This is a genomic window from Nonomuraea sp. WAC 01424 (assembly GCF_003947315.1).
In the GTDB taxonomy this organism is placed as follows: domain Bacteria; phylum Actinomycetota; class Actinomycetes; order Streptosporangiales; family Streptosporangiaceae; genus Nonomuraea; species Nonomuraea spiralis.
On record NZ_QHHZ01000007.1, the window covers coordinates 202300 to 219683 of the forward strand.

The 17384-nt window shown below is 72.7% G+C and carries 15 protein-coding genes; 6 read left to right on the forward strand and 9 right to left on the reverse strand.

The features are described 5' to 3' along the window. The first annotated feature begins 24 nt into the window (after positions 1 to 24). The 3 genes from DMB42_RS20770 to DMB42_RS20780 are packed head-to-tail and all read left to right on the forward strand — an operon-like array spanning position 25 to position 2665. Positions 25 to 924, forward strand: a complete 900-nt coding sequence (locus DMB42_RS20770) for a sulfotransferase (protein WP_260477819.1) — start codon at positions 25 to 27, stop codon at positions 922 to 924. Further along, on the forward strand, positions 921 to 1793 hold the full coding sequence (locus DMB42_RS20775) for a glycosyltransferase family 2 protein (RefSeq protein ID WP_125636627.1): 873 nt from the start codon (positions 921 to 923) through the stop codon (positions 1791 to 1793). Before DMB42_RS20770 ends, DMB42_RS20775 begins: the two co-directional genes overlap by 4 nt. Next, the gene (locus DMB42_RS20780) at positions 1790 to 2665 is read left to right on the forward strand and encodes a WecB/TagA/CpsF family glycosyltransferase (RefSeq protein ID WP_125636628.1); all 876 of its coding nucleotides are present in this window, start codon (positions 1790 to 1792) and stop codon (positions 2663 to 2665) included. Before DMB42_RS20775 ends, DMB42_RS20780 begins: the two co-directional genes overlap by 4 nt. Here the strand turns inward: DMB42_RS20780 and DMB42_RS20785 are convergent. From DMB42_RS20785 to DMB42_RS20810, 6 genes are read right to left on the reverse strand one after another with little or no spacing between them, the layout of a single operon-like run. Beyond that, entirely contained in the window at positions 2655 to 3545 is an 891-nt protein-coding gene (locus DMB42_RS20785) for a sulfotransferase (protein ID WP_125636629.1), read from the reverse strand. The two genes, DMB42_RS20780 and DMB42_RS20785, sit on opposite strands and share 11 nt — an antisense overlap. Continuing rightward, positions 3542 to 4795 carry a lipopolysaccharide biosynthesis protein gene (locus tag DMB42_RS20790; protein WP_260477820.1) on the reverse strand — a complete coding sequence of 418 codons (1254 nt, stop codon included), beginning with the start codon at positions 4793 to 4795 and terminating at the stop codon, positions 3542 to 3544. Before DMB42_RS20790 ends, DMB42_RS20785 begins: the two co-directional genes overlap by 4 nt. Beyond that, entirely contained in the window at positions 4783 to 5637 is an 855-nt protein-coding gene (locus tag DMB42_RS20795) for a sulfotransferase (RefSeq protein WP_125636630.1), read from the reverse strand. The genes DMB42_RS20790 and DMB42_RS20795 overlap by 13 nt, the downstream gene beginning before the upstream one ends. Then, positions 5634 to 6530, reverse strand: a complete 897-nt coding sequence (locus DMB42_RS20800) for a hypothetical protein (RefSeq protein ID WP_125636631.1) — start codon at positions 6528 to 6530, stop codon at positions 5634 to 5636. Before DMB42_RS20800 ends, DMB42_RS20795 begins: the two co-directional genes overlap by 4 nt. Beyond that, positions 6527 to 7792, reverse strand: a complete 1266-nt coding sequence (locus tag DMB42_RS20805) for a hypothetical protein (protein ID WP_125636632.1) — start codon at positions 7790 to 7792, stop codon at positions 6527 to 6529. Before DMB42_RS20805 ends, DMB42_RS20800 begins: the two co-directional genes overlap by 4 nt. Continuing rightward, the gene (locus tag DMB42_RS20810; protein WP_125636633.1) at positions 7789 to 9102 is read right to left on the reverse strand and encodes a Wzz/FepE/Etk N-terminal domain-containing protein; all 1314 of its coding nucleotides are present in this window, start codon (positions 9100 to 9102) and stop codon (positions 7789 to 7791) included. Before DMB42_RS20810 ends, DMB42_RS20805 begins: the two co-directional genes overlap by 4 nt. Before the next feature lie 348 nt (positions 9103 to 9450). On the opposite strand from DMB42_RS20810, the gene DMB42_RS20815 reads away from it, so the two are divergent. Beyond that, the gene (locus DMB42_RS20815) at positions 9451 to 10470 is read left to right on the forward strand and encodes a glycoside hydrolase family 26 protein (protein ID WP_260477821.1); all 1020 of its coding nucleotides are present in this window, start codon (positions 9451 to 9453) and stop codon (positions 10468 to 10470) included. On the opposite strand, the gene DMB42_RS20820 is transcribed toward DMB42_RS20815, so the two are convergent. Genes DMB42_RS20820 through DMB42_RS20830 form a run of 3 tightly spaced genes read right to left on the reverse strand, consistent with a single transcriptional unit; the run spans position 10467 to position 13362 of the window. Next, the gene (locus DMB42_RS20820) at positions 10467 to 11369 is read right to left on the reverse strand and encodes a sulfite exporter TauE/SafE family protein (protein WP_260477822.1); all 903 of its coding nucleotides are present in this window, start codon (positions 11367 to 11369) and stop codon (positions 10467 to 10469) included. The genes DMB42_RS20815 and DMB42_RS20820 overlap by 4 nt on opposite strands. Continuing rightward, positions 11357 to 12583 carry an adenylyl-sulfate kinase gene (gene cysC / locus DMB42_RS20825; protein WP_125636635.1) on the reverse strand — a complete coding sequence of 409 codons (1227 nt, stop codon included), beginning with the start codon at positions 12581 to 12583 and terminating at the stop codon, positions 11357 to 11359. Before cysC ends, DMB42_RS20820 begins: the two co-directional genes overlap by 13 nt. A 59-nt stretch (positions 12584 to 12642) precedes the next feature. Next, positions 12643 to 13362, reverse strand: coding sequence for a bifunctional 2-polyprenyl-6-hydroxyphenol methylase/3-demethylubiquinol 3-O-methyltransferase UbiG (locus DMB42_RS20830; protein ID WP_125636636.1), 720 nt, complete (start codon positions 13360 to 13362; stop codon positions 12643 to 12645). A gap of 62 nt (positions 13363 to 13424) precedes the next feature. Here DMB42_RS20830 and DMB42_RS20835 point away from each other — a divergent pair, with 62 nt between their 5' ends. Further along, the gene (locus DMB42_RS20835; RefSeq protein WP_125636637.1) at positions 13425 to 13796 is read left to right on the forward strand and encodes a signal peptidase I; all 372 of its coding nucleotides are present in this window, start codon (positions 13425 to 13427) and stop codon (positions 13794 to 13796) included. 75 nt (positions 13797 to 13871) lie between these two features. Then, complete coding sequence (mfd, locus tag DMB42_RS20840; protein WP_125636638.1) at positions 13872 to 17372, forward strand: transcription-repair coupling factor; 3501 nt, start codon at positions 13872 to 13874, stop codon at positions 17370 to 17372. The last annotated feature ends 12 nt before the right edge of the window (positions 17373 to 17384 follow it).

A 17384-nucleotide genomic window follows, 5' to 3' on the forward strand; every position in this document is an offset into this window, starting at 1 on the left:
TTGGCGACGTGAAGGCCCTCCCCTGTGACCGACCGCGCAACCGCCACCCGAGTGATCTTCCTCGGGGGCCTCGGCCGAAGTGGCACCACTCTGCTGGAGCGGCTGCTCGCGGAGCTGCCCGGCGTGGTGGCGCTCGGCGAGGTGGTCCACCTGTGGTCGAGGGGCGTGCTGGCCGGGGAGCCGTGCGGCTGCGGGGCCGCCTTCGCCGCCTGCGACTTCTGGCGGCGGGTGGGGGAGCGGGCGTTCGGCGGGTGGCGTCCGTCGCTGGCCGAGCGGGTGCTCGTGTTGCGGCGGCGGGTGGACCGTACCCATCGGATGGGGTGGATCGCCCATCCCGACCTGGCCGAGTACGCGCGGGCGTACCGGAGGGTCTACGAGGCGACCGGCGCGCCCGTCGTGATCGACTCCAGCAAGCACGCCTCGCTCGCCCACTGCCTGGTCGCGGCCGGGATGGACGTACGTGTCGTGCACGTCGTCCGGGATCCGCGGGCCGTGGCCCACTCCTGGCGCAGGCTCGTCGAGCGGCCCGAGGACGGGCGTCCGATGACCCGGTGGGGGCCGTTCCGCACGGCGCTCCACTGGACCGCCCAGAACGCCGGCCTCGAACTCCTCGCCCGCCAGGGCGCCCGGGTGGCCCGGGTGCGCTACGAGGACCTGGTCGCCGACCCGGAGCGCACGCTGACCGAGCTCGCCGGGTTCCTCGGTCTCGACGTGCCCGGCCTGCCGTTCCTGGAGGGCGCGACCGCGCTGCTCGGGCCCGCGCACACCGCGTCCGGCAACCCGATGCGGTTCCAGGTCGGGGGGATCCGGTTGCGGTGCGACGACTCGTGGCGTTCGGGGCTGCCGGTGCGCGACCGGCGGCTGGTCGCCGCGCTCACCTGGCCCCTCCGCGTGCGGTACGGCTACCGGGAGGTGGCCGCGTGACCGCGCCGCCGTCCGTGGGCGTGGTGATCCCCACGCGGGGCGATCGGCCCGGTCCGCTGCGCGAGGCCGTGGCGGCCGTGCTGGCCCAGGACTACCCGGGCCGGATCGCCGTGGTCGTGGTCGCCGACGGGGGCGACGCGGGGGAGCCGGGTGTGCCCGTGCTGGCCAACTGCCGTACCCCTGGGCTGCCCGGGGCGCGCAACACCGGCGTTGAGGCGCTCGACACCGACCTCGTGGCGTTCTGCGACGACGACGACCTCTGGTTGCCGGGCAAGCTCGCCGCCCAGGTGCGGGCGCTGGGCGGGGGCGAGTTCGCGAGCTGCGCCATCGAGGTCGAGCACGGGCGGCGCCGGGTGGTCCGGCTCGCGGGCTCGGACACGGTGACCGTGGCCGACCTGGTGCGGTCGCGCATGGTGATGGTGCACTCCTCGACGTTCCTGTTCCGGCGGGGGGTGTTGTGGGCCGACGAGAGTGCCCCCGGAGGGCAGAACGAGGACTGGGACCTGGCCCTGCGCGCGGCCCGGCGGCAGCCGATCACGTACGTGGACCGGCCGCTCGTACGGGTGCGGTGGGGTGGTTCGTCCCACTACGCCGCGCGCTGGGCGGACCGGATCGCCGGGCTCGACTGGATGCTCGACCGGCACCCCGAGCTGGCCCTCGACCGGCGCGGGGCGGCCCGCGTCTACGGGCAGCTCGCGTTCGCGCACGCGGCGCTCGGGCGGCGGCGGGAGGCGGTCCGGTGGGCGTGGCGCACGCTGGGGGCGCGGCCGGGCGAACCGCGCGCGCCGATCGCGCTCGCCGTCGCGGCCGGGCTCGTGCCGGCCGCGACCGTGCTCGGGTTGCTGCACGGGCGGGGGCGCGGCATATGAGCGCCCCGAGAACCCGCACCCCCGCCGTCCCCGCCCAACGGCCCCCGTCCCACGCCCCCGCCGACAGCAAGGGCAGCGTGTACGGCCCCTCGGTTCCGCTGCGTTCCAGGGCGGCGGGGCGGGTGGTGGTGGCCGGGGTCGGGGTGGACGTCGTCACCGAGGCCGACGTGGTGCGGTGGGTGGAGCGGGAGGCGGCGGCCGGGCGGGGCGGGCGCATCGTGACGCCCAACGTCGACATCTGCCGGGCCGTCGCCCGCGACCCCGCGCTCCAGGAGCTCGTACGCTCGGCCGACATCGTGGTGGCCGACGGCATGCCGCTGGTGTGGGCGGCCAGGCTGCTCGGCACGCCGCTGCCCGAGCGGGTCACCGGGGCCGACCTCATCTGGTCGCTCAGCGAGCTGGCCGCGGCCCGGAGCTGGCCGGTGTACCTGCTCGGCGGGCCGCCGGGCGTGGCCGAGCTGGCCGCCGCCGAGCTCAGGAGCTGCCGTCCGGGGCTGAAGGTGGCCGGGGTGCACGCTCCGCCGTACCACTTCGACGCCACGGCGGAGGGCAGGGAACGGGTGCGGCGGCGGGTGGTCGCGGCGCGGCCCCGCCTGGTGTTCGTCGGCCTCGGCTTTCCCCGGCAGGACCTGCTCATCGCCGAGCTGCGGGAGGAGTTGCCGGAGGCGTGGTTCGTGGGGTGCGGGGCGGCCATCGCCTTCGCCGCGGGGACGGTCCAGCGGGCGCCGCGGTGGATGCGGCGGGCCGGGCTGGAGTGGGCGTTCCGGCTGGTGAGCGAGCCCGGACGGCTGGCGCGGCGTTACCTCGTGGACGACCTCCCCTTCGCGGTACGCCTGCTCACCGGCTCCCTGCTGCGCCGGTTCAGGCGGTGAGGGCGCGGACTCGGGTGACTTCCTGTGGGGTGAGGCCGCGGGCGGCGGTGGTCAGGGCTTGACGGGAGTCCATCGGCCGGAAGGCCGTGCGGGACAGGCCCGACCAGGCGAAGGCCGCTGACCGGCCGGAAGCCGTCGTGCACGCGCGTACGATCCGGCGTTCGGCGGACGGGGTCCAGGGCAGGCCCGCGTGGGCGTACAGGCGTCTGAAGCCGGTGACCGGGTCGCGTGCCAGGGACTCGTACGAGACGACCAGGATGCCGGGGGTGGCGGCCAGCACCGACCGGGCGGCCCGCCATAGACCGGCGGTCCTGGCCAGTACGTCCGCGGAGCCGAGCAGGGGACGCAGGTCCAGCACACCGGGATGGTCGCGGACGAGGAGCGGCTGGTCGAGCAGGTCGCGGACGTCGAACGTCCAGCCCAGGCGGCGCCAGCTCGCGGCGAAGGACACGGGATCGCGTACGAGGGCGATGACCGCGCAGCCCAGCCGCCGGGCGAACCAACCGGCCGAGAACACCGCGAACGGGTCGTCCAGCAGCGCCCGGCGGCCGGTCAGGCGGCCGTACGCGAACGCGGTGCCGTAGCGCGCCAGGCGGGCCAGGTCGTAGGGGGAGTGGTTGGCGCGCAGCTCGGCGAGCCAGTGGTAGCGCAGGGCGACGGTGTCGCGGAAGGCGGGCAGCCAGGTGGCGGCGTTGTCGTCGCAGATGTACTGGAAACGGTGGGCGACGTCCGCCCGGAGCACGCCGGGGCAGCGGCCGGGCGGGTGTTGCGGGTTGAGCGGCTCGTTGACGTAGACCAGGCCGCCGCCGGCGGCGAGCATCTTGCCGGCCCAGCTCGTGCCGCTCCTCGGCAGGCCGGTGACGAGGACGGGGGCGTTCACGCGGCCGTGGCCCAGGTGCGCGGGCGCAGGGCGGCCAGGGTGTGGCGGCCGAACGGGCGCAGGCCGTAGCGGTGGTGGAGTTGCCACAGCGGCAGCAGGTTCTTCACGATCACGCCGGACGACCAGCCGATGACCGCGCCGAGCGCGCCGTGGGAGGGGATCAGGACCAGGTCGAGCGCGACGGTGCAGGTGATCGCGGCCAGCAGGTTGAGCAGGCTGGTCAGGGTGTGCCCGGCGGCGGTCAGGACGACGTCCACCATGCCGCAGGCGGTCGCGACCAGCATGGTCCCGGCCAGGACGAGGGCGATGGGGGCGGCGGCGCCGTACGCGGGGCCGAAGACGCGCAGCAGCCACGGCGCGAGGACGGCGTAGCCCAGCCACACCGGCCAGGTCAGCAGCACCAGCCAGATCGTGGTGGCCTGGTACAACTCCCGCGCCCGGCCCAGCTCCCCGTCGGCCAGCGCCCTGACCAGCCGCTCCTGTACGGCCTGCGCCAGCCCCTGGTTGGCGAGCTGCCCGACCACCCGGAACCGGGTGGCGGCCGTGTAGACCGCGGCCTGGGCCGGCCCGGCGAGCCAGGCCACGATCACGATGTCCAGCCGCTGGAACACGGCCTGGATCGCGCCGGCGACGGACCGCGGCGCGGTGTACCGCCACAGGTCACGCCCGGTCCCCGGCAGGTACGGCGTGCGCGGCGCGCGCCCCGGCAACCCGGCGAGGGCCAGGACGAGCAGCGGCACGAAGGGCAGTGCCCAGGCCGCCGGCAGCCATTCGGGAGCTTTCGCCAGCGCCGCCCACGAGACGAGCACGAGCTGCGCGGTGGGCAGCAGCACCCCGTCCAGCAGCACGGTGGGACGTATCGAGCCGAAACCGCGGGTCGCGGCCAGGGCGACGTCCCCGAGCACGATGACCGGCAGGGCCCAGGCCAGCAGCCCGATGCGCGGCTCCAGCAACACGCCGGCGCCGCAGGCGACCAGCGCGCACGGCACCATGGCCGCCCGGATATATCCGGAAATGCCGCGATAGTCGTAGGTCTTCGCCCGTGCGATGAAGTACACCAGCCCGTTCCCGGCATCCAGCTTGGCGATGCCGGCCGCCATCAGCGTCAGGGCCGTCACGCTGAAGAACGCCCCGGCCTGCGCCGGGCTGAACGCCCTGGTCACCACCACGGCGAGCGAGAACTGCGCCAGCGCGCTCACGCCCGCCCCGGTCAGTCCGGCGATCCCGCGCCGGACCATCACCGGCGCCACGACGGCTCACCGCCCAGCCAGCGCGTCAGCCGCGCGTCGTACGGTTCGAAGTGATCCCTGAGCGCCTGCTCCAGCACGCCGGGTACGGGCCTGGGCAGCGGCCTGCCGTTGTGCCGCTCGAACGCCGGATATCCCAGATGCGGCACCCCCAGGAACTCCAGCACACGATCGTGCACGGACTCCGGCTCGGCGAAGAACCGGTGGCTGTCCAGCACCAGCATGCGGTCGCGGCCGAACAGCGGTTCGAGGCGGTCGAGCTGGTCGGCGTACCGGCCGCGGGCCACGTACGCGTGGTGGCGGTGGGAGTGGTGCTCCGAGTACGGCGACGCGCGCAGGCTCTCCTCGGCCCCGGCCAGCCGCGCGGCCTCCAGCTCCAGGGCGGACTCCAGGTGCGACTCGGTCTCGAAGCCCCTGGCCAGCTCGTGGGCGTGGGCCGAGCAGGCCCGCGCGACCGGGTCGCGGACCAGGACGATCAGCTTGACCCCCGGCAGGTCGGCGGCGATGCGCTCCCCGGCCGGCGGATGGAACAGGTAGTAGGGGGAGGACTCGAACGCCTGGGGCCGGCCGCCGTACCGGTGGGCGAGCAGGGCCGCGCCCGCCCGCAGCGGGAAGTGCGCCTGGTACCAGGACAGGGGCCGGTGGTAGCCGACGTCGAAGTAGTGGACCCCTTTGTGCAGGACCGGCTTGAGCAGCAGCGGGTGCTGGGCCAGCGCCCGGTAGAGCGAGGTCGTGCCGCACCGCTGCGCCCCGATGATCAGGAACGCCGGCAACACCCGCGCGCCCGACGTGAACCGGCCCGCGAGGCGCGAGAAGGACAACACCGGCCGCTTCATCGTCCTCATGGCAGCAGCTCCTCGTGGTCGACGGCCGGGTTGAGCCAGGTCTCCGGCGGGCCGAGCACGAAGTGGCCGTCGGCGGCGTGCCGGTCGGCCAGCACGATGAGGTAGCGCAGCGCCGTCTGCCTGGCCGCGGCCGACGACAGGCCGAGCGGGGCCAGCTCACGGGCCGCGCGGGCCACGCAGGCGCGGGCCGCCTCAGGTGGGGCCATCCGGCGCAGCGCCCGCTGGAAGAAGTGGTGGACGGCGTCGAGGCCGTAGGGGACGCCGGTCTCGTACCGCTCCCAGTCCCAGACGAGCAGCCGGCCGTCGGCGGACGGGCACATGTTCCACGGGGACAGGTCGCCGTGCCAGGCCGGGGCGGGGCCGCCGGTGGCGGCGATCTCCTTGACCGCGGCGTACAGCAGGGAGGGTGACACCCGGCCGCGCCGGACGGGCAGCGGCGAGAGCGCCAGCACGGGCAGGCCACGCCACTCGCCGTGGTGCAGCACGTCGGGCACGACGACGGTCTTCAGCGGCGCCTCGGCCAGGCCGCGCAGGGCCGCCGCCTCGTGGTCGACCAGCTCGCGGGCCGGCGGGCTGTCGCCGACCTTCACGAACGCCAGCAGCCGGCCGCCGCTGCGGACCTCCAGGACGGGCTTGCGGTTGGGACGCAGCGCGGGACGTACGTGCAGCACGGTCTCCACGGGCGCGTCGAAGACCTCGCCCAGGTAGGTCGCGATGGAGTCCTCGACCGGCACGGTGACCGCGCCCCCCGGATGCCACCAGCGCCGCGGCGCCAGCCGGCGGGGCAGCACCCGGTGCGGCAACACCGAGTACGGCCGCGGCGACCCCATGCCCGGGAACAGCAGGCGCACGGTCTCCCGGAGGTATCCGAGCCGCGCGGAGGCGTCCTTCATGCGTTCCTCCACAGCAGGGCGAACGAGATCAGATAGAGGCTCAGCGGCGTCACCAGGCCGTCGTAGACGAACATGTAGAGCAGCACGAGACCCATCACCAGCACCCCGGCCAGCCCGATCGGGGAGCGGTCGGCCCAGTGGCGGCGGATGGCGCCGAGGAAGAAGGCCACGTAGAGGGCGGCCCCGGTGAAGCCCTGGGTGATCAGCAGCAGCCAGAGCTGCCCGTCGCTGCCGAGCGGCGGATGCCCGCAGGCGGCGCACCACTGGGTCTTGCCGGTGGTGATCGAGCGGTGGTTGCCGAGCGTGTTGCGGGTGTTGCCGTAGCCGATGACCGGCGAGTGGCGGGCCGCGGCGACGGTGGCGGTCATGGTGAACGCCCTGACGTCGTTGGAGTGCGGTTTGTCCAGCCGCTGGGCGAACACCGAGGCCAGCGGGCTGAGCGCGAACGCCACCAGCCCGGCGGCCACCGCCCCGCACAACGCGATCCTCGTACGACCCCCCACCCGCACGATCAGGTACGCCACCGCCACCCCGAGCCCGATCCACAGGCCGCGGTTGAGCGAGTACACGACCGGGACCGCGGCCAGCGCGATCACCAGGACCGCCAGCACCCGGCGGCCCCGCCCGCCGTACGTCCACCAGCCGACGACGAACCAGATCAGCAGCACCGAGGCGTTGCTGCCCCACGCGTTGGCCCATTCGAAGGGCGCCTCCGGCCTGGGCGAGGAGTAGCCGAGCACCTTCTGCGTCTGGGCGGCCGTGGGATGGATGAGGTTCTGGACGAAGGAGTTCTCGCCGATCCAGCCGGGCAGCAGCAGCTCGACCGGCGAGGTGAAGGCGAAGTGCGGCAGGACCACGCCGAGCAGGCCGCCGGCGACCGTGGTCAGGAACAACACGCCGAGCCAGCGCACCAGGCGTAGTTGCGGCAGCTCGCGCTCGGTCAGGTTGCCCAGGTAGAGCACCATGATCAGGATGGACACGTACAGGGCCAGGCGCATGGCCCAGCCGATCAGCCGGCCCATGCTGAACTCGCCGTACGTGCCGGGGGGCAGTTCGTCCAGCATCATCGCGCTCAGCGCGTAGCCGGCGAGCAGCAGCAGCCACAGGCCGAACCCGTGGGGCACCCTGATCGGCCGCCGCCGCCACAGGATCACCGCCATCGGCACGGCCAGGACGATCACCGACAGGCCGCCGAAACCCAGGGCCCACCAGATCGGGTAGCCGAGCAGGAGCGCCGCGATCGGCCAGGCTGGTCCTGTCACGTCTGCTTGCGTTGCCGGTGGTGGAACGACTGCATGGGGGTGGTCTCCGCCGACACGCTCACCTGCAGCTCGCCGGTGGCGACGAGCTTGCCGAGCGGGGTGTGGGTGCGCGGGTCGAGCAGCGGGACGAACTCCGGCACCGCGTCGGTGGCCGTCACCACGCCGACGACCGGCACACCGTGCCTGTCCAGCTGGCGTACGGCGGCCACCACCTCGGTCGAGGCGACCCGGCCCAGCCCGACCAGCACCAGCGCCGCGTCCGCCCTCGCCAGGTCGCGGACGTCGGAGCCGTCGAGCACCGACAGCGGCGCGCTGACGGCCAGCGGCTCGGCCAGCGACGAGGCGTAGAGGTCGGCGGGCAGCGACCGGACCAGCAGCCGTTTGCCCGGGCACGAGGCCACCACGGCGCAGGCCAGCTCGTGCAGCACGCCGTGCTCGCGGGACGCGGACAGGTCGGTCAGCACGGGCAGCCCGGTCAGCCGTTCGACGTCGGCGGCCGTACGCAGCCGGGTGTCGAGCCGGTCGCGGGCGTAGGCCGCCGCCGCCCCGAGCAGCAGCCCGGCCATCAGGCCGGTGCCGAGGAAGAGCGGCAGGCTGGGGGAGCTGGGCCGGGCGGGCGGCAGGGCCTCGCTGATGACCGAGCCGGGGGTCACCGCGATCGTGCGCAGGGCGTCGTACTTGAGGGTGAGGCTGGCGGCCTGGCGGTTGAGCATGCTCTGGCGCTGGGTGGCGATGGTGTGCTCGGCGCTGCCCTTGATCAGGCGGCCGGCCTCTTTGACGGCCGCGTCGAGGGCAGCCTGGACCTGCTTGAGCTTGGCCGCCACCGCCTGCTGCCGCTCGGCCGTCGCGGCCCGCGCGCTCTCGCGCCTGTTGGCCAGGTAGGCGTCGGCGTAGGCCCGGGACTGCGCGGCCGCGGTCACGGGCTCGGGCGCGGTCACCGAGATCCACAAGACGGCGGAGTTGGGCGGCACCGAGACCTCGACCGGCTGGGGCGCGGGGATCCGCAGGGCCTGGGCGACCCGGGCCGAGACCACGGCCGACTGGGCGATCTGGGCCTCGGTGTCGAGGTTGAGCGGCTCGCGCTGCCGGTTGCTCACCTGGTTGCTCTGGTCCTGGCCGTCGACGGGCGTGACCAGGACCTGGGTGACGGCGGTGTAGGCCGGCGGCGTGGCCCGCAGCAGGGCGAGCCCGGCGGTGCCGCCGACCACGACGCAGCCGACGAGGAGCAGCCACCGCCTGCGCAGCAGCGAGAGATGCTCGTCCAGGTCGGCGCGGGGGCGGCGCGCCTGGAGGTCCGGCGACGGACTCATGGGGACGGTCTCCTGGAGGGGATGCGCGCTGTCGCGAGTGTGCGACGCTGCGTCACTTGCCGAAGTGTGCGCCCACTATAGGCCGGACGGATATTACCCAAGTCGAATACTGAAGATTTTTTCCGGTACGGCCTTAAAGACGTACCTCTTTAAATGGACTTTTCGCGAAAAGTCGGGTGGGGGGACGTGCTCGCTGAACTGGGCAGACGGGCACACTGGCTGAAGTTCGAGGAATGGCATGGCAAGGTTCAGGTTTGAAAGGCGGGGGTCCGTCGACAAGGGGGTTGGAAGGCGTTGCAACATCGGGGCTTTTCTCATTTCGCGACGAAGACCGCAATCACCTGTGCGGTGCTCTCGCTTCTGGCCGCCTGCTCGACCGCCGAGGGCGCGCCCGCCCGGGTCGACTCCAGCACGGCCGAGCTGGCCGGCGCGCCCTCCTGCGCGGTCACCGCCAGGCTCATCCCCTCGTGCGGCGCCTGGTGGGGCGTGGCGCCCGAGGTCTTCACCGGCGCTCCCGTGGCCGAGGCGCTGCGCGGGGCCGAGTCCCGCATGGGCGTCGGCGCCGACGTGCTGCACGTCTACCACCGGGGCAGCGAGCTGTTCCCCACGCCGCAGGAGATCGACCTGGCCCGTGACTCGGCCCGGCCCAGGCTGCTCATGATCAACTGGAAGCCGTCGTTCGACCACACCTGGGCCGAGATCGCCGACGGCGCGCTCGACCGCCGGATCGACCGGCTGGCCGCCTACCTCAGGCGCACCTTCCCCGAACGTTTCTTCCTCACCCTCCACCACGAGCCCGAGAACGACGTGAACGCCCGCTCGGGCTCGGGCATGCAGGCCACCGACTACGCGGCGATGTTCCGGCACGTCGTGCTCAGGCTGCGCGAGCGCGGGGTGAAGAACGCCGTGACGGTCATGACGTACATGGGGGCGCCCAACTGGGCGGCCAAGCCCTGGTTCGAGGACCTCTACCCGGGCGACGACGTGGTCGACTGGGTGGCGATGGACCCGTACGCCGACGACCGGGTGCACGACTTCGACGGGCTGGTGAACAAGACGCGCAAGGAGTACGGGCAGTGGCCGGGGTTCTACCGGTGGATGCAGGCCCGCTTCCCGGGCAAGCCGGTGATGGTGGCCGAGTGGGGCGTGTTCGAGCGGACGGACGACCGGGCCTTCAAGCGGCGTTTCTTCGAGTCGGTACTGAGACAGATCAAGCGATATCCGCAGATCAAGGCAGTGTTGTACTTCGACTCGCCGCAGGCGCCGCGCGGCAACACGAGCTTCGACTCCGACTCGGGCGCGGCCCGCGCGTTCACCCAGCTCGCCCGCGACCGCTACTTCCGTTCGACCCGCGTGCCGCGGCCCTAGCGCCGCGCTTCCTGGGGCAGCCCGACGGCCGCGTTCGCCCCGCCGCGGCGGGCCAGGACGCCGTCGCGCAGCCGCCAGCCCGCGAACGTGACCGCGCAGGCGGCGACGAGGAGCCACACGGTGACGGCGTTGCCGACGTCCAGGAGCTTGAGCGCCGAGGCGAGCAACACGATCGCCAGCAGGGCCCTGATCAGGCCGCCCGGGGCGCGTGAGGAGATCCGCGCGCCGAGGTAGACGCCGGGGATCGAGCCCACGAGCAGCGAGAGCGTGAGCTCCATCTTGAAGTCGCCGAACAGCAGATGGCCGAGCGCGGCCGAGGCGACCAGGGGCACGGCCTGGACCAGGTCGGTGCCGACGAGCTGGTTGGCCTTGAGCGCCGGATAGAGCGCGAGCAGCGCGACGATGATCAGCGAACCCGAGCCCACGGAGGAGACACCGACCACCAGCCCGCCTACCGTACCGACCAGTAGGGTCGGAATTGGGCGCACGACGATCTCGTGGGCGCTCGACGAGCCGCCCCGCGTGCCGAGCCAGCCCTTCAGGGCCATGCCCGCGACGGCCAGCAGCAGCGCCACGCCCAGCGCGTACTTGACGGCGTCGGTCACCGCGAACGCCCTGGCCAGGAACACGCCGCAGAACGCGGCCGGCACCGACCCGGCGCACAGCCAGCCGACCAGCCGCAGGTTGACCGTGCCCCGCCGCAGGTGGACGACGCCGCCGACCGGCTTCATCACGGCCGAGGCGACCAGGTCGCTGGAGACCGCGGCCAGCGGCGGGACGTTGAAGAACAACATCATCATCGGGGTCATCAGCGCGCCGCCGCCCATGCCGGTCAGGCCGACCACGATCGCGACGACGAAGGACCCGGCCACCAGCGCGAAGTCGATCAACGGACCCACCCTCCGGACTGCAGCGTCCCCAGGACCCGGGAGACGGCCGCCTCGATCGAGATGTGCGTGGTGTCGATCACCAGGTCGGCGTCGTCCGGCTCCTCGTACGGGTCGGAGATGCCGGTGAACTCGGGGATCAGGCCGGCGCGGGCCTTGGCGTACAGGCCCTTGCGGTCGCGCCGCTCGCACTCCTCCAGCGGCGTGGCGACGTGCACGAGCAGGAAGTCGGCCCCGACGGACTCGACCATCTCGCGCACCTCCTCACGGGTGGCCGCGTAGGGGGCGATGGGGGCGCAGATCGCCAGGCCGACGTGGCGGGCGGCCTCGGCGGCGACGAATCCGATGCGCCGGATGTTCAGGTCGCGGTCGGCCTTGGAGAAGGTCAGGCCCTTGGACAGCAGGTGGCGTACGACGTCGCCGTCGAGGTGGGTGACCGTGCGGGTGCCGAGCTCCAGCAGCGCGTCGCGCAGGCCGCGGGCGACGGTGGACTTGCCTGAGCCGGACAGGCCGGTGAAGAAGACGACCAGGCCGCGGCGGTGGGGCGGGCCGGGGAGCGTGACGGGCTCGGGGCCGGCGAGGTGCTCGGTCGCGCCGTAGGCGGTGGCGACGTGCTCGCGCAGTTCGAGGTCGATCTCGGGCTCCTCGCGCGGCGCCAGGGGCACCGGGACCACGAGGGTGCCCTCCGGGAGGCGTTCCGCGGCGCGGAGGGCGGCGCGGACGACCGCGGGGCCCGCCTCGCCGTACGAGAGGGGGAGCAGCACGATCACCGCGTCGAGCTCCTTGGCGGTGGCGGTGATCTCGGTGAGGTCGTCGAGCGGGCCGCGCATGGTCACGACCAGTGCGGGCCGTCCGCCGAGCGCGGCCCTGACCTCGGCGGGCGTACGGCGCAGCCGGGCGAACGGGCCGTGCTCGGGTGTGCCGAGCGCCTCGATCGGGCCCGCGGTCAGGCCGTCGGCGTCGTGGGCGGTCACGGTGAGCACGGCCAGCGGCAGGCCCTCGGGGTCGAGCAGGCGTACCTCGTCGCCGGGCGAGACCTCGGCGGACAGGTGGAGGGTGACGGGGGCGGGCCACGGCGTGCCGTCGGCGAGCGTGCCGCGCTCGTGCACGGCGTGCAGGTCGTCGTGGCCCAGGAAGCCGGTCAGCGGCTCGAACGCCCCGGACAGCAGCAGCTCCAGATCGGCCAGCTCGTGCGCGTCCGGGGTCCACTCCACGATTTCCGACATCCCAACTATTCCGATTGAATTGGTAGGAAAGGAGTCTACCCACTGATCCCGTCGTGTCGCTAGAGCAACCGGGCGAAGTGGTGCTGAGGCTTCCTGATCACCATCATGATCTCGTCATGCGTGGCGGGATAACGCCCGTTGCTCAGCCGCTCGACCGCGGCGACCGCGGCGGCGCCGATCCGCCCGGTACGGGCCGGACCGCTGATCCGGCGCTCGTCGTCGGTGATCAGCAGACCGCGGCTCAGGCAGAACGCGTGCATGCCGTCGCTGGAGGCCAGCGGCTCGTATACGACGGGCAGCGGGCCTGGCGTGCCCGGGGTGACCAGCGTGCGCCACAACACGCGGCGCAGCCAGGACGGCGTGAGCCGGTCGAGCAGCCCGTAGGCCGACTTCCTGTCGCGCATGCGCAGCAGCACCAGCCCGCCCGGCCGCAGGGACTGGAGCAGGCGGTCGAAGACCAGCTCGGCGTGCTGGACGCGTTCGAGCAGGAAGGACAGATGGATCACGTCGTAGGCGCGGTGCTGGAGCGGCACGCAGCGCAGGTCGCCGAGCGACCAGGCCACGAGGTCGGCGCGTTCCTCGACGACGTCCCTGATGGCGGGGTGGTCCTCGTCGGCGCCGGTCGCTCTGGCCTCCAGCGGCTCCACGTCGAGCGGCTCGTCGTGGGCGCAGCCCGCGACGAGTATGTCGAGCCGCCGGCTGAACCGCCCGGCCCAGTGCTCGCGGATCCGTTGACCGAAGAGGTCGCCTCGCTGGGCGACTGATCGCACCTCAGACATGTCACCTACAGTAATCAATCGAGCGGCGTCGGTTACGCACTTCCCTGCTAGCGTCCTGCCCCGTGGGCGAGCAGGTTTACGTGGGAAACGCCAATATCGACGCCGCCGGCGACCGTGGCTGGCTACTCGGTCACTTCAAACCCCTCGGCGACCCACGGCACAGTGAAGAAGTCGAGATCAAGTGGGGCGTGCACCCGGCGGGCGACGAGCGTGCCCAGTGGGTGAGGGGCGAGGCGCGTACGGCGCTGCTGGTGTTGATCAGCGGGCGGTTCCGGGTGGAGCTGCCGGGGCGCAGCGTGCTGCTGGCCGAGCCCGGCGACTACGTGTTGTGGGGCAAGGGCGTGGACCACTCGTGGGTGGCCGAGCAGGAGTCGGTCGTGCTCACCGTACGCTGGCCGTCGGTCCCCGGTTACCGGGTCCCGCACCCCGAGTAGGGTGGGTGGAGACCCCCGCGACCTGACCCGGCCGGGGGTAGTTGTGTTGCCGTCGTGGGGCTGTGGGCGTAACTGATGAGTCTTTCCGGACTGCTAGACCTTGTTGCCCTGGGGGCCGGGGCCGACCCGAAGCTGCGCGCCGCCCTTGAGGAGGGCGGCGACGTCTCGCTGATCGCGCCTTCGGCGCTGCGCCCGTTCGGCGTGGCCGCGCTGGCCGCGCACGACCAGCGCACCGTCCTGGCCGTCACCGCCACCGGCCGTGAGGCCGAGGACCTGGCGGCGGCGCTGACCAGTCTCCTCGAGCCGAGCTCGGTCGCGGTGTTCCCGGCCTGGGAGACGTTGCCGCACGAGCGGCTCTCGCCGCGCAGCGACACCGTCGGCCAGCGGCTGGCGGTGCTCAGGAGGCTGGCGCACCCGATCAAGGGCGACTCCGCCGCGGGGCCGCTCGGCGTGGTGGTGGCCCCGGTCAGGGCGCTGCTCCAGCCCATCGTCAAGGGGCTCGGCGACCTGGAGCCGATCAGGCTGAAGGCGGGCGACGACGCCGACCTCGACGAGGTGGTCGAACGGCTGGTCACCAACGGCTACCACCGGGTCGACATGGTGGAGAAGCGCGGCGAGGTGGCCGTGCGCGGCGGGCTGCTCGACGTGTTCCCGCCCACCGAGGAGCATCCGCTGCGGCTGGAGTTCTGGGGTGACACGGTCGAGGAGATCCGCTGGTTCAAGGTGGCCGACCAGCGTTCGCTGGAGGCGGCCGAGGACGGCCTGTTCGCGCCGCCGTGCCGCGAGCTGCTGCTGACCGGCGAGGTCCGGGAGCGGGCGCGGGAGCTGGCGCGGGAGCACCCCTCCCTCGCCGAGGTGCTCGACCAGCTCGCCGAGGGCGCCGCGGTCGAGGGCATGGAGGCGTTCGCGCCGGTGCTGGCCGGGGAGATGGACCTGCTGCTCGACCACCTGCCGGTCAGGTCGGCGGTGTTCGTGTGCGATCCCGAGCGCATCAGGGGCAGGGCGGAAGAGCTCGTACGCACCTCGCAGGAGTTCCTGGAGGCGTCCTGGATCAACGCGGCGGCCGGCGGCGAGGCGCCGATCGACCTGGGCGCGGCGGCCTTCCGCACGCTGGAGGAGGTCCGCGGCCACGCCGACGCGCTGGGCCTGCCGTGGTGGACGACGGCGCCGTTCGGCAACGGCGTCGAGCTCGACGCCCAGGACTCCGAGGCGTACCGGGGCGACACCGCCAAGGCGCTGGCCGACATCAAGGGCTGGCTGGCCGAGGACAAGGCGGTCGTGCTGCTCAGCGAGGGCCACGGCCCGGCCGAGCGCATGGTCGAGCTGCTCAAGGGCGTCGACGTGCCCGCCAGGCTGCGGCAGTCCGTGGACAAGGCGCCCGAGCCGAAGGTCGTGCACGTCTCGACCGGCCTGATCGAGCACGGGTTCATCACACCGGGCCTGGCCGTGCTCACCCACCTCGACCTCGTGGGGCAGAAGGCGTCCACGAAGGACATGCGCCGGCTGCCCTCGCGCCGCCGCAACATGGTCGACCCGCTCCAGCTCAAGGTCGGCGACCACGTCGTGCACGAGCAGCACGGCGTCGGCCGCTATGTCGAGATGGTCCAGCGCACGATCCAGGGCGCGACCCGCGAGTACCTGGTCATCGAGTACGCCAAGGGCGACCGCCTCTACGTCCCCACCGACCAGCTCGACGAGGTCACCCGGTACGTCGGCGGCGAGGCGCCCACGCTCAACCGCATGGGCGGCGCCGACTGGGCCAAGGCCAAGTCCAGGGCCAAGAAGGCGGTCAAGGAGATCGCCGGCGAGCTGATCAGGCTCTACTCGGCCCGCATGGCCTCGCCCGGCCACGCCTTCGGCGCCGACACCCCGTGGCAGCGCGAGATGGAGGACGCCTTCCCCTACGCCGAGACCGGCGACCAGCTCGAAGCCATCGACGAGGTCAAACGCGACATGGAGCGCGGCGTCCCGATGGACCGGCTGATCTGCGGCGACGTCGGCTACGGCAAGACCGAGATCGCGGTGCGGGCGGCGTTCAAGGCCGTGCAGGACGGCAAGCAGGTGGCCGTGCTGGTGCCGACCACGCTGCTGGTGCAGCAGCACATGTCCACCTTCACCGAGCGCTTCTCCAGCTTCCCCATCGCGATCAGGCCGATCTCCCGCTTCCAGACCGACGGCGAGGTCAAGGGCACCCTGGAAGGGCTCAGGGCGGGCGCGGTCGACGTCGTCATCGGCACCCACCGGCTGCTCAGCCCGGAGGTCAGGTTCAAGGACCTCGGGCTGATCATCATCGACGAGGAGCAGCGGTTCGGCGTCGAGCACAAGGAGGCCATGAAGCACCTGCGCACGCAGGTCGACGTCCTGGCCATGTCGGCCACGCCGATCCCGCGCACGCTGGAGATGGGGCTGACCGGCATCCGCGAGATGTCCACGATCCTCACGCCGCCGGAGGAGCGCCACCCGATCCTCACGTTCGTGGGGCCGTACGAGGAGAAGCAGATCGGGGCGGCGATCCGGCGCGAGCTGATGCGCGACGGCCAGATCTTCTTCGTGCACAACCGGGTGGCCTCCATCAACCGGGTGGCGGCGCGGCTGCGCGAGCTGGTCCCCGAGGCGCTGGTCGCGGTGGCCCACGGCCAGATGAACGAGCACCAGCTCGAAAAGATCATGGTCGGCTTCTGGGAACGCGAGTACGACCTGCTCGTCTCCACCACGATCGTCGAGTCCGGCCTCGACGTGCCCAACGCCAACACACTGATCGTCGACCGGGCCGACAACTACGGCCTGTCGCAGCTCCACCAGCTCAGGGGCCGGGTCGGGCGAGGCAGGGAGCGCGGTTACGCGTACTTCCTCTACCCGCCGGAGAAGCCGCTGACCGAGACCGCCCACGAGCGCCTGGCCACCATCTCCCAGCACACCGAGATGGGCGCGGGCATGTACGTCGCCATGAAGGACCTGGAGATCCGCGGCGCGGGCAACGTGCTCGGGGCCGAGCAGTCGGGCTTCATCGCGGGCGTCGGCTTCGACCTCTACGTACGCCTGATGGCCGAGGCCGTGCAGGAGCAGAAGGCCAAGCTGTCCGGGGCCGAGGTCCAGGAGGAACAGCAGGACGTCAAGGTCGAGCTGCCCATCAACGCCCACATCCCGCACGACTACGTCACCTCCGAGCGGCTGCGGCTGGAGGCGTACAAGCGCATCGCGGCCATCATCGCGCCGATCCACATCGACGAGGTGCGCGACGAGCTCACCGACCGCTACGGCAAGCCGCCGGTGGAGGTGGAGAACCTGCTGGAGGTGGCCCGCTTCCGGATCAGGGCGCGCTCGGCCGGGCTCACCGACGTCACGCTGCAGGGCCAGAACATCAAGTTCGGCCCGGCGCGGCTGCGCGAGTCACAGCAGGTCAGGCTCGACCGGCTGTACAAGAAGGCCATCTACAAGCAGGCGGCCGAGACGTTGCTCGTGCCGGTTCCCAAGACCAAGCCGCTGGGCGGGCAGCCGTTGCGTGACCTCGATCTGCTCAAATGGTGCGGTGACCTGGTCGAGGCGATGTTTCTGGAGCCCGCGCGGGTAAGCTAAGCGCGGTTTTTG